A 12,598-nucleotide genomic window follows, 5' to 3' on the forward strand; every position below is an offset into this window, starting at 1 on the left:
TAAGCTTAACCTTTCAAATTATAACCCCGATCTAGAGCTTCCTGATTCAAGGGGATGAGATCATGATATCTCTCGGGAAAAACGTCCTCCAGATTTTCCTTTATAGTGGCGAGCGAGACGATTTCTTTTTCGGCTATATAGGCCCCCAGCATGACCATATTGGCTATTTTGCCGCTGCCGATATCGTCTGCTATCTCGTTGGCCGGAACTTTGATCACGTTGAGTTCATCTCTCTCGACTTCCTTTTCTATAAGGGAGGAGTTGGTGACCACCAGGCCATTTTCCCTGACCCGGGGAGCAAATTTATTCTGAGAGGGAAGATTCATCACGATCACGGAATCGGGATGGTCGGTCAGGGGGGAGGGAATCATCTCATCGCTGACTATGACTGTGCAGTTGGCCGTTCCTCCCCTCATCTCCGGACCGTATGAAGGCATCCAGGAAACCTCTTTATCCTCCTTCATGCCGGAATAGGAGAGAAGCTGGCCGATGGTCATAACACCCTGACCGCCAAAACCGGCCATTACGATTTCCTCTTTCAATTACTCCACCTCCTCGATATCTTTGAAGATGCCCAGTTCATATTTGGGCAGCATATTTTCTTCCAGCCACTTCATGGCCTTTTTGGGGTCTGCTCCCCAGTTGGTGGGGCAGGTGGAGAGAACTTCCACCATGGTAAACCCTTTTTTCTCGTGCTGCAGACGGAAGGCTTTTTTGATGGCTTTTCTGGATTTTCTTATATTTTTGGAATCATGCATCGATACGCGGGCTAGATAGGCCGGCCCATCCAGTTCGGCCAGCATTTCGGTCATCCTGATGGGATTGCCGGTTTTTTCCTTATTGCGGCCGGTCTGAGTTGTGGTCGTCTTCTGATTTTCCAGCGTGGTAGGGGCCATCTGTCCACCGGTCATACCGTAAATAGCGTTGTTGATAAAGATTATGGTGATGTTCTCGCCCCGATTGGCAGCATGCACTGTTTCGGCTGTACCTATAGAAGCCAGATCACCATCTCCCTGATAGGTGAAGACAGTTTTATCGGGATGAACTCTTTTTACACCGGTGGCCACCGCCGGCGCCCGTCCGTGGGCCGCAACCTGGAAATCACAATCAAAATAATCATAGGCCAGAACGGAACAACCGACCGGGGCTATGCCGATGGTCTCCTCTCTGACATCGAACTCGTCCAGAACTTCGGCCACCAGGCGATGGGTTATACCGTGAGTGCAGCCCGGACAGTAATGAAAATTCTCATCGGTAAGAGATTCAGGTCTGCCTGCTACTTTTTCCATATTATTCACCCCTCATTTCCTTTATCTTATCGGCGATCTCTTCGATTCCAGGAATTACGCCTCCGCAGCGGCCGTAAAATTCAACCGGCCTGCGCTTCCCGGCGATTCTTTTCACATCTTCTAACATCTGACCTGCGTTCATCTCTACGGTTAGAAATTCTTCAGCATCGTGGCTGAGCTCTTCGAGCCTATCCTCGGGATAGGGGAAAAGCGTTACAGGGCGAAATAATCCGGCCCTGATGCCTTCTTCTTCCCGCACCTTATCGATGGCGCTGATACAGATGCGGGCGGTTGTGCCAAAGGCCACCAGAATAATATCGGCATCTTCGGTTTTATACTCGTCGTAGCGGACCTCTTCTTCGCGCATCCGGCTGTACTTTTCCTGAATTTTAATATTGAGATCCTCAAGCACCGAAGCATCGAGCGAGAGCGAGGTTATTTTGTTGCGATCACGGCCGGAGGTTCCATCGGTCGCCCATTCCTTTCTGGGCAGATTATCCGGATCAATTTCTTCCTCGAATTCCACCGGCTCCATCATCTGTCCTATCATTCCATCTCCTAAAATCATCATGGGATTGCGATATTTATCGGCCATCTCGAAGGCGACATAGGTTAAATCGACCAGCTCCTGCACTGAATAAGGAGCCAGCACCCCCAGCTTTATATCGCCGTGGGCCAGTCCTTTGGTGGCCTGAAAATAATCGGACTGCGAGGGCTGTATGCCGCCCAATCCGGGACCACCCCGCATCATATTCACTATCACCGACGGCAGCTGCGAGCCCACCAGGTAAGAAATTCCCTCAGCTTTTAAACTTATACCGGGGCTGGATGAGGAGGTCATCACCCGGGCACCGGCACCTGCCGCTCCGTGAACCATGTTGATGGCCGCCACTTCGCTCTCGGCCTGCAGATATTCGCCGCCTACCTCGGGCATCCGGCGGGACATGTATTCAGGTATGTCATTTTGAGGAGTTATCGGATAACCGAAAAAATATCGACAGCCGGCCTTGATCGCCGCTTCGGCTACAGCTTCGTTTCCTTTCATCAAAAGCTTTTCTGACATTTTTTACCCTCCCTCATATTCTATAAATTCTTTTTAGCTTAACTGCTGTTATTCCTTATAAATTTCAATGCAGACATCGGGACATATCTGGTAGCAGAGAGTGCAGCTGGTGCAATCCTCCTGATCTTCATCATCGACTTCCGCGGGATGATAACCCTGGTTGTTGATGCGGTCTTCGGCCATGCTGATAATTTCGACCGGACAGACATCTGTGCAGAGCTCACAGCCTTTACAGCATTCATCATCGATCACAACTTTTTTATTCTCCACGGCTAAATTCCTCCTCGAAGGATTATTTATTCGTACTGGCGGGCGGATTCCTGTCCCATTAACACCCGATTGGCTCCTTCAGCCAGCGATTTCATCTCCTCTTCTCCGGGATAAAGGTGAACGGGAGCTATAAATTCAACCCGTTCTTCGACCCCGCTGACAAAATCTGAAGAATGAGCTATGCCGCCGGTGAGCAAAATTGCTTCGACCGGCTCTTCGGCAGCCGGGGCCAGCGAAGCTATCTCCTTGGCCACCTGATAAACCATGGCATCAAATACCAGCTTTGCCTCATCATCTCCTTCGGCTGCTCTTTTTTCAACCTCTTTCATGTCGTTGGTGCCCAGATAACCCATCACTCCGGATTCTCCGGTCAGCTTCTGCTTCATTTCCGTTTCATCGAGCCCGCTGGAAAGGCAGAACATGGCCAGATCCAGCGCCGGAAGCGTCCCGGCTCTGTTGGGGGTGAAGGGGCCTTCGCCGGCCAGAGCGTTGTTCACGTCTGTGACCTTCCCCTTTTCGTGCAGCCCGACCGAAATACCTCCGCCCAGATGGGCTGCGATGATAGTGATCTCATCATAATTTTTGTTCTTTTCGGCTGCATACTTTCTGGCCACCGCTTTCTGATTTAGGGCGTGAAAAATGCTGCGTCTTTCCAGTTCGGGCATGCCTGAAATACGGGCTACAGGCTTCATCTCGTCCACAACCACGGGATCGACAATATAGGGTTCTGCCCCGGATTTTTCGGCCAGCTCATAGGCGAGAATGCCGCCCAGATTGCTGGCGTGTTCTCCCTGTCGACCGGATTTCAAGTCGGAAAGCATGGCCTCGTTGACTGCATAGGTGCCGCCGGGTATCGGCTTCAAAAGCCCTCCCCGACCGACGACTGCAGCGAGGTTTTCGAGCTCTATCTCCGATTCTTCGATAAAATCTGTGATGTATTCAAGCCGCAGATCTTTTTGCTCTACCACCGAGTCAAAACTTTCCAGTTCCTGACTATCATGCTCGATAGTTCGGCTCATAATCTCCCGCACGCCGGAACTGTCACCAGCAAAAAAAGCTATCTTGCTGGATGTCGAACCGGGGTTTACTGCCAGAATTTTTTGCTCGTCGTTCATAACAATCCCTGCCTTTATCTGGTGATGTGATTGCAGCGGACATTTTTTATTCTTTCGATTCTTTCTTCGGCCATGATGTCCGCAGCTTTATGGGTTGGTATATTATCGCGACTGCTGATCTTAAATATTTTGCGCATTCTATCATATATCCCGGCCGCCGTATCCAGAGCTTCTTCTCGATCATAACCTTTCATTTCATGGTAGACGTTGATGAGACCGCCGGCATTGCTGACATAATCAGGAGCATAGAGTATATCCTTATCATCGAGTATGCTGCTGTGGCGATCCTCTGCCAGTATATTGTTGGCCCCGCCACAGACTATATCACATCTGAGTTCCGGAATGGTCTCATCGTTTATAACCCCGCCCAGCGCGGAGGGAGAGAATATATCGCAGTCCACTCCATAAATTTCTTCCGGATCGACCGCCTCAGCCTGAAATTCCTCCTGGACTTTTTTGGCCTTATCTTCATCGATATCGGTAACAACCAGCTCTGCTCCGGCCTCAAAGAGGTTCTGACAGAGATAATAACCGACGCTGCCCACGCCCTGAACGGCCACAGTTTTACCGGATAAATCGGTGCTGCCGTAAACCTCCTCGGCGCTGGCCTTCATGGCCTGGATGACTCCAAAGGCGGTTACCGGAGATGGGTCGCCGCTGATGCTGGGAAGTCCCACCACATGATCGGTCTCCTGATTGACAATGGCCATGTCGTCGACGCTGGTGTTGACATCCACGGCGGTGATATATCTTCCCTGCAGGCTCTGGACATAGCGCCCAAAAGCCCTCCAGAGCTCCTCGCTTTTATCCTCTCCGGCATCACCGATTATGACAGCCTTACCGCCGCCCAGATTCAGGCCAGCCGCGGCAGCTTTATAGGTCATTCCCTCTGCCAGCCGCATGACATCTTTTATGGCTTCATCCTCGGTATCATACTGCAGCATTCTGGTGCCGCCTAAAGCCGGCCCCAGAGTTGTATCATGTATGCAGATGATCGCCTTCAGGCCGGAGGTTTTATCGTAGTTAAAGACCAGCTGCTCATAATCTTTTTCTTCCATCCAGTTGAAAACCTGAGACATTTTTGACCCCTCCTTTAATTATTGGGTCTTCTCCATATCAGCTGTTTCGGGGAAGAGCCTAATTTTTGACCTCAGTTTGAGCCACCAGCTTGGCCAGAGCGATAGAGTTGAATTTTGTTTCGGCTGAATCTGCCCGGGAGGACACGACCGCCGGAACCTCAGCCCCCATGACCACGCTGGCCGCTCTGACTTCACCGTAATAAATCAGGGCTTTGTAGAGCACATTGCCGACCTCGATATTGGGAACTAATAAAATGTCAGCCCTGCCCGCCACCGGACTCTCGATACCTTTGTGTTCGGCGGCTTCTTTAGAAATTGCATTATCGAGGGCCAGAGGTCCATCGACAGTACAATCGGCCAGCTGACCTCTATCGGACATTTTGCTCAAAATAGCGGCTTCTTCGGTAACCGGCATATTATCATTGACTTTTTCCACCGCTGCCAGCGGAGCCACCCGCGGGTTTTCCAGCCCGGCTCTGCGGGCCAGTTCGACCGAGTTTCTGATTATGTCGGCTTTTTCAGCCAGCGAAGGCGATATATTCATGCCGGCATCGGATAAAAACACCATTTTTCGACCGAATTTATTCAGCTCCATAAGCGTCACCAGGCTTAAAAGCCGGTCCGTTTTGAAACCGTATCGACTGTCGAGGAAAGATCTCAAAATCAGGCTGGTGCCGAGAAGACCCTTCATGGGGAAGTCCGCCTCACCCCGGGCCACGCGTTCAACCGCATTATCGGCTGCCTTTTTTTTGCTGTCGACGCCGATGATCTCAAAGGAGCCGGGTTCCGCTCCCAGCTCTCTCAAAAACGCGGCAATCTTCTCCTCATCGCCGATTAGCACCGGTTCTATGATCCCTTTCTCGGCCGCTCTCAGCACAGCTTCGAGCACAACTTTATCGCCGGCGGCCGCTACTGTCATGCGGGCTGCCGGTTTCTCCGCTGCCTCCTGAATCAGTTCATTCATATCCTCGTACATTTTATCCCTTATCTGGCTTTTGTTATTCCCGGACATTGATGACCTCCTGTTTTTATCAGTCCAAGTTTAGCTCTCCTTTGCCTATCGTCCTGGTAACCTTAATTTTTTCCATCCTATTTTCGGCCAGCCTGCGGGCGGCCTGATCGGTGGGTATGTCTCTTTCATCAGCCAGTTCGAAGATATTCAAAAGCTGATCATAGATGCGCTCTGTCTTTTTCATCATTCTCTCCTGATCAAAGCCGTCGGGTTCGAGCTCATCGCAGACAAGTATCATACCGCCGGCATTGATGACAAAATCGGGAGCGTAGAGAATATCTTTTTCCCTCAACTTATGGCCAAAATTCTCTTCAGCCAGGACATTGTTGGCAGCTCCCGCTATGATATCGCACTTAAACCTCTCGATGGTATCCTCATTGACCACCGCCCCTAATGCATTGGGCGAGAAAATATCGCAGTCAACATCATAAATCTCCTCCGGTTCGACGATCTCGACGCCCAGCCCCGAGGCTCTTTTTATCCTCTCGCTGGAGACATCAGTGCCGATAACTTCTGCTCCTTCATCCTGCAGATGCTTAATCAGTTTGAAACCGACCTTCCCCAGGCCCTGAACTGCAATCTTCTTTCCCTCCAGGCTTTTCTCTCCATAAAGGTACTGACAGCAGGCCTTGAGACCGAGATATGTCCCGTAAGCTGTGGGAACAGAGGAGTCTCCACCGCCGCCGTACTCTTCCGGCAGCGCCCCCACATAGGGGGTCTCCTTTCTCATCAGGACAAAGTCTTCAGGTTGAGTGCCCACATCGGTCCCGGTGATATAACGACCGTTCAAAGCATCGATATAACGGCCCAGGGCGCGAAAAAGACCTTCGGTGCGGTGTGTTTCGGGATCGCCCCAGATAACTGTCTTGCCGCCGCCGAAGTCCTCGCCGGCTACAGCCGACTTATAGGTCATACCCCGGGACAACCTGATCACATCTTCAACAGCCTGCTCCTCGCTTTCATAATCCAGCATTCTGCAGCCGCCCAGAGCTGGCCCCAAAATTGTGTTATTGATGCCTATAATTCCCTTCAGATCATTTTCGTTCTCCTGCACGAATATCAGCTGTTCCTGGTCATTTTCTTCCATCTTCTCAAAAATACCCACAGCAATCCCCCCGGATGAAAAACATTTTTTATTCTTGAAAATATGGAGAAAGACCATAAATATTGGATCTTCCTGTCTTCAGCTGGCAAATAGGTGTTTAAAAAATTGCGCGGGAAAAGTCGACCTGGATGCTGCTCATTTAATTAGCATGCAAGCTTCATGCCAAAAGGCCGGAAAGAAAATACCCATAAGCTTTCAGAGGTAAATTTGCTGGACAACAGGAAAAAAGTCCAGACATAAGGGAGTTAAAAGCTGGAGAAGGGAAAATTTTGTTACAAAAATCCATCACAGGGGACAAAGTTCTTCCGATCGGCTGTATTTAAGCCTGAAAAAGCCTGAATAAACGGTAATTAAACCTGAAAAGATGTGCAGACCTGAAAATCCTTGCAGGCATGTTCTTTCAGGTTTTCAATTATAAATTATGGGCTGGCTGATAACCCGGTCAATCGATACCGTATTTATCCATCTTATAATAGAGACTGCGAACGGATATGCCGAGTTTCTCGGCTGCTTTTTTGCGGCTGCCCTCGGTGCTGTTCAAAGCTTCGATGATTAAATTTTTCTCGGTCTCGTCCATAATTTCTTTGAGGGAGCGATCCTCCAGCGAGGAGGGAATTCTATCGGTGGCTGCTTCCGGGGGTTGATCTCTTATTTCCAGTCCGGGCAGATGTTCCGGCCTGATAATCTCTTCTTCCATCTGCATATGAATCATGGCCTGGCCGATAACATTTTCCAGCTCTCTGACATTACCCGGCCAGTGATATTCGGTAAGCTTTTCGATCACCTCAGATGTGCAATCCTCAACCGCCCGGCCGTACTCCTGATTGAACTTTCTGATGATATTGTGAACCAGCGGGGGAATATCTTCCTTTCTTTCCCGCAGAGGTGGGATGGTCAGAGGAAAGACATTGAGCCTGTAGTAGAGATCTTCTCTGAATTCGCCCTTCTGTACAGCTCTTTCCAGATTCACATTGGTGGCCATAATCATCCGCACATCGACGTTGAGTGGATGAGTGCCGCCGACCCGGATTATCTCCTTTTCCTGCAGAACCCTGAGGAGTTTGATCTGCAGGTTTTTGCTGATCTTGCCGATCTCATCCAGAAATATTGTTCCGCCGTCAGCTTCCTCAAACAGTCCTTTTTTGCCACCCTCTTTTGCTCCGGTAAAAGCTCCTTCCTCATAGCCAAAAAGTTCGCTTTCCAGAAGATTATCGGCCAGCGAATTGCAGTTAACCCTGACAAATTTATAATCGCCGCGATCGCTCCTGTTGTGGATGGCGTGGGCGAATAATTCTTTGCCCGTGCCGCTTTCTCCTCGCAAAAGCACGGTGGCCGGAGTGCGCGAGGCTTTTTTGGCCCTGTTTATGACAGCCCGCATGGTGTCGCTGCTGCCGACGATATCCTCAAAACTGTACCGGGCCTGGAGTTCTCTCAGCTTCCTTTTGGCTTCGTCCAGCTCCCTCGTCAGCCGTTTTATCTGGGAAACATCGTGAATTACTCCCACGCTTCCCTTGAGTTCGCCATCAACTTTTATAGGGGCTACATCGACTATGACCTCTTTTTTCTGCGGCCCCACCTTAAGCCTTTCTCCCCTCACGGGTTCTTCGGTTTCCAGCACCTGATAGTGCATACTCTCGCCCTCGGCAATATCTACATCGGCCGGTTTGCCGATCACATCCTCCTCGGTAAGACCTGTAAGTCGTGTATAGGCCGGATTTATCAGTATGCCCTGGCCATCACTGTCAACCACCGAGATGGCGTCCTGAGTGGAGTTGATTATGGCTTTCAGCATGCTCCTGACTTCCTTTAAGTCGGTGATCTCCTCGGCCAGTTCCACCACCTCGGTTTTGTCGCGGAAAACTGCCGCCGCTCCGATTATCTCGCCATTTTGATCTCTAACCGGAACTCTGTTGGTCACTATGGTTATATCGCCCACTTCCTGGGTTTTCTGCAGCTCAGCCCTGCCGCTTTCCAGGATAATATGGAGGCGGGTGTTGGGAATGACATCTCTGACATGTCTGTTGAGCACTTCCTGGCGGGGGATCTGCAGAATTTTCTCAGCAGCCTGATTGTACAACTCCACCCGATAATCGCTGTCGATAGCTATCATGCCATCATGGGTGGAATTGATGATAACATCTTTTTTTAAATTTTCTCTCCTCAACCTCTCGAGTTCTTCCTGGAGATTCAGGATTTTTTTGGATTCGGCCATAATTTACCCCCTGTCAACCGGAGCGGTTTTAAGGCCTGAATTTTCCGATTTTATGATATCATAAGGATGATGTATAGTAAAATTAATGAGTTTACAGACTCTTGAGCATCTGCTGATCGAGAGCATCAAGAAGGTTGCAGGCATCAACGAAGCACACAGATTAAGCGATAAAAGCCGCCCCGGAGGGCGGCCATTATCGAAAAAGCTAGAATATAACTTCTCCAATCAGGTCATGGTTGCTACCATAACAGCTTTGATGGTATGCATTCTATTTTCGGCCTGGTCAAAAACTCTGGCATGCCTGCTTTCAAAAACTTCATCGGTGACTTCCATCTCCTCCAGTCCGTATTCCTCGTAAACTTTCTGTCCGATCTCGGTATCGGTATTGTGATAGGCCGGCAGACAGTGAAGGAAGATGATATCGTCGTTTTCGGTCTGCTCGAGCATCTCTCTATCGACCTGATAGGGGCTTAAAAGCTCGATTCTTTCCCGCATGCGGGCCTCTTCGCCCATCGATATCCAGACGTCCGTGTAGATGGCATCGGCGCCGGTCACATCCTCTGCCGGTTCATCTCCGATGCTGATTTCAGCCCCGGAACCTTCGGCAATCTCCCGACATTCCTCCACCAGCTCATCATCCGGCCAGAGTTCTTCAGGAGAAGTGATCGCATAATCAACGCCCATCAGCGCCGAACCGACCATGAGTGAGTTGGCCATGTTGTTGCGGCCATCACCGGCGAAAACAAGTTTTAAGTCTCTCAGTCGGCCGAAGTTTTCCCTCAGAGTCATCAGATCTGCCAGTACCTGGGTTGGATGGAATTTGTCGGTGAGTCCATTCCAGACCGGCACTCCCGCCTCACTGCCCAGAATTTCGACGCTTTCGTGTTCGAATCCTCGAAACTGAATTCCGTCAAAATATCGTCCCAGCACCCTGGCTGTATCGGCCACGGTCTCCTTTTTTCCCAGCTGGATATCGTTTTTGCCCAGAAACTCGGTGCTGGCCCCCTCGTCGCTGGCGGCCACCGCAAATGAGCAGCGGGTGCGGGTGGATGGTTTCTCAAAAAGCAGGGCTATGTTTGTACCTTCGAGCTGCCTGCCCATTATACCTGCCCGCTTTTTGCGTTTGAGATCCCGGGATAAATCGAGAAGATATTCGATCTCAGCAGGGGTGAAATCGAGCAGTTTGAGAAAGTTGCGTCCGGTTAAATTTTTTGGCATCAAAATCACTCCAGAATATATAATTTATGTAAAAGAACATTTTTGGCTGTGGATAATTTCTTTTCGCCTGGCTGCCTGGACCTGAGCTATTACCTGCGAACAATTTATCTAGCGACAGGACTCGATATTTTCCCTGATAAGAGGCATCGTCATGCACCTGGGTCCGCCCCGGCCGCGGGAAAGTTCCGAACTGGGAATAACCTCAACCTCAACTCCGCTCTCCTTCAAAAGCCTGTTGGTGACATAGTTGCGAGAATATACCACCACTTTACCCGGCGCTACCGCCAGGGTATTGGAACCATCATTCCACTGCTCCCGCCTGCCGTTTATGGGATCTCCATCGGCGCATCTGATAAGCTTTATCTCCTCGAGGTCCAGATAATTTTTGAGAATTTCCTCAAGTTCCGCCCTCTCCTCGCTTATTCTCAGCTCATCGTCCTCTGCTATTCTCAGCGAATATACCTGCAGAGGACCTTCTATTTCGGCATGAATTGTAAAAATATCGTGATCGACCATCGTAAAGACGGTATCGAGGTGCATAAAGGCCCGGCGTGCGGGAATTTTAAAAGCCAGCACTGTTGTGAAGCGCTCGTATTTTAAAACCCGGCGCGAAAACTTTTCGATGGCCTCCGGACTCGATCTCTCGGAAATACCCGCGGCCAGCACTTCTTCATTTAAAACAAGAAGATCGCCGCCTTCCAGAGTGGATTCCTCATAACGGCTGTACCAGCGGGGAATATCGAGCTCACGAAAATCAGGATGGAAGTTGAATATGTACTCGGCAAATATGGTTTCGCGGTTGCGGGTCGCAAATTTCATCCGATTTAAACTTATACCGCTGCCGATTACGGCAAAGGGATCGCGGGTAAAATAAAGATTGGGCATGGGCTCGAGCAGAAAAGGATGGTCTGCCTCGACCATATCGGCTAAAGATCTGTTTTTTAACCCCGCTATTTCCTCTTTGCGGACACCGGCCATAAGAGTTTTTATCAGTTCCAGATCATCGAAATCCTGCAAAAAATCCAGCAGCATTTCCCGGCGGCTGAGATTGACAATTCCCGCTTCGTCAAGAAAATGTTCCAAAAATCTCTGTCTAACCCGGGAATCAATCAGCGATTCAGCCATAAGCTGCTCCAGATAACAAACCTCAACGCCGCTGCGGGATAAAACTCCGGCAAACTCGTCGTGTTCCCGCCGGGCTACCCTGAGAAAAGGAATATCATCGAATAAAAGCCTCTCCAGCATTTCCGGAGTTAATTTTTCCAGCTCCGGGCCGGGTCTGTGCAGGAGAACTTTCTCGAGCGGACCGATCTCCGAATAAACCTCGAGCGGACTAAAATTCATGGACTAACCCCCCAGCTGGATATCTGACGCTGTTAAAATTTTTCGCTCAGCCGTCAAAAAACCGATCAAACGGAGGGCCAGATATCCAGTTCCTCCCTGAGTTTTTCCAGGTTGGGGCCGAATAACTCCTGGATACGCTCGGGAATGCTGTTATATATTTCTGCTATAAAAATATCATGGGTTATGAAATTTTCAGCCATCATCATAAAAGCCTGGTTTTGCGTCCAGACAGCTTCAGGTTTCTGCTGGCCAAAAGAACCGAAAAAAGCCTCCTGCCTGTCGGCTACGGCGGTCAACCACCTGCCTTTTTCCCGGGCTTCTTCCTGCATCCCTTCCATGCGGTGATGGTATACCCTGCCCGGCAGCTGCTCCCTTTCACCATAATATACCTGCAGAATATTGACCCCGCTCTCAGCAGCCGAGTTTAGAAGCGGAAAAATTTCGTCCAGTTCTTCCTCCCAGACCTCGATTAAAAGCCTCTTTTCGGCTCCGTCAATGACCTCTCTCACCTTTTCAAAGCAGCTCTGCCGCCCCTTTAAATGCCACATATAATCCACTTCCGGCTGTTCCTGCTGCTTTTTGAGCTCTTCTTCCAGCACCGTGAGCGAGCTTTCGATGCGGGTGCGGTGCCGGTTTATAAATTCGGTCAGCGGCAGGGCTGAATATAAAACGGGATTTTCCCCCTGGGATATGACAAACCCTTCCTCGACCAGGCGATTGACGGTTTCGTAAATTTTGGACTGCGGGACGCCTGATCTTTTGCTTATCTCATAGGCGCTTATCTCCTGATGTTCGATAAGTGTCATATAAGTTTTGGCCTCATATTTATTGAAGCCGAGTTCGGACATTTTTTCCAGTATCAATTCTTCGCTGCTGCTGGCCGTCATGAAA

At 49.9% G+C, this 12,598-nt stretch carries 12 protein-coding genes; all 12 read right to left on the reverse strand.

Annotation, left to right across the window (positions count from 1 at the left end; all coding sequences use genetic code 11):
• Window positions 1-5 precede the first annotated feature (5 nt).
• The 12 genes from BLT15_RS08005 to BLT15_RS08060 all read right to left on the reverse strand — a co-directional run bounded on the left by BLT15_RS08005 (window position 6) and on the right by BLT15_RS08060 (window position 12,594).
• Entirely contained in the window at window positions 6-542 is a 537-nt protein-coding gene (locus tag BLT15_RS08005; protein WP_234985557.1) for a 2-oxoacid:ferredoxin oxidoreductase subunit gamma family protein, read from the reverse strand.
• Window positions 543-1,289, reverse strand: coding sequence for a thiamine pyrophosphate-dependent enzyme (locus tag BLT15_RS08010; protein WP_089760517.1), 747 nt, complete (start codon window positions 1,287-1,289; stop codon window positions 543-545).
• A 1-nt stretch (window position 1,290) separates the two neighbouring features.
• A complete protein-coding gene (locus BLT15_RS08015) occupies window positions 1,291-2,352 on the reverse strand; it encodes a 3-methyl-2-oxobutanoate dehydrogenase subunit VorB (RefSeq protein WP_089760519.1) in 1,062 nt (353 codons plus the stop codon).
• 48 nt (window positions 2,353-2,400) lie between these two features.
• Window positions 2,401-2,622 carry a 4Fe-4S dicluster domain-containing protein gene (locus BLT15_RS08020; protein WP_089760520.1) on the reverse strand — a complete coding sequence of 74 codons (222 nt, stop codon included), beginning with the start codon at window positions 2,620-2,622 and terminating at the stop codon, window positions 2,401-2,403.
• 26 nt (window positions 2,623-2,648) lie between these two features.
• Entirely contained in the window at window positions 2,649-3,737 is a 1,089-nt protein-coding gene (gene buk, locus BLT15_RS08025) for a butyrate kinase (protein ID WP_089760522.1), read from the reverse strand.
• Window positions 3,738-3,751: 14 nt separating this feature from the next.
• Window positions 3,752-4,816 (reverse strand): Glu/Leu/Phe/Val family dehydrogenase, encoded by a 1,065-nt coding sequence (locus tag BLT15_RS08030; RefSeq protein WP_089760525.1) that lies wholly within the window; start codon window positions 4,814-4,816, stop codon window positions 3,752-3,754.
• A 58-nt stretch (window positions 4,817-4,874) separates the two neighbouring features.
• Window positions 4,875-5,828: a bifunctional enoyl-CoA hydratase/phosphate acetyltransferase gene (locus BLT15_RS08035; RefSeq protein WP_089760527.1), complete on the reverse strand. Its 954-nt coding sequence runs from the start codon at window positions 5,826-5,828 to the stop codon at window positions 4,875-4,877.
• Window positions 5,829-5,847: 19 nt separating this feature from the next.
• A complete protein-coding gene (locus BLT15_RS08040; protein WP_089760579.1) occupies window positions 5,848-6,933 on the reverse strand; it encodes a Leu/Phe/Val dehydrogenase in 1,086 nt (361 codons plus the stop codon).
• 442 nt (window positions 6,934-7,375) lie between these two features.
• A complete protein-coding gene (locus BLT15_RS08045) occupies window positions 7,376-9,145 on the reverse strand; it encodes a sigma-54 interaction domain-containing protein (RefSeq protein WP_089760528.1) in 1,770 nt (589 codons plus the stop codon).
• A 225-nt stretch (window positions 9,146-9,370) separates the two neighbouring features.
• On the reverse strand, window positions 9,371-10,363 hold the full coding sequence (gene argF / locus BLT15_RS08050) for an ornithine carbamoyltransferase (protein ID WP_089760531.1): 993 nt from the start codon (window positions 10,361-10,363) through the stop codon (window positions 9,371-9,373).
• 108 nt (window positions 10,364-10,471) lie between these two features.
• Window positions 10,472-11,707, reverse strand: a complete 1,236-nt coding sequence (gene arcA / locus BLT15_RS08055) for an arginine deiminase (protein WP_089760533.1) — start codon at window positions 11,705-11,707, stop codon at window positions 10,472-10,474.
• A 65-nt stretch (window positions 11,708-11,772) separates the two neighbouring features.
• A complete protein-coding gene (locus tag BLT15_RS08060; protein ID WP_089760535.1) occupies window positions 11,773-12,594 on the reverse strand; it encodes a TrmB family transcriptional regulator in 822 nt (273 codons plus the stop codon).
• Between the last annotated feature and the right edge of the window lie 4 nt (window positions 12,595-12,598).

This window comes from Halarsenatibacter silvermanii (genome assembly GCF_900103135.1).
Classification (GTDB): domain Bacteria; phylum Bacillota; class Halanaerobiia; order Halanaerobiales; family Halarsenatibacteraceae; genus Halarsenatibacter; species Halarsenatibacter silvermanii.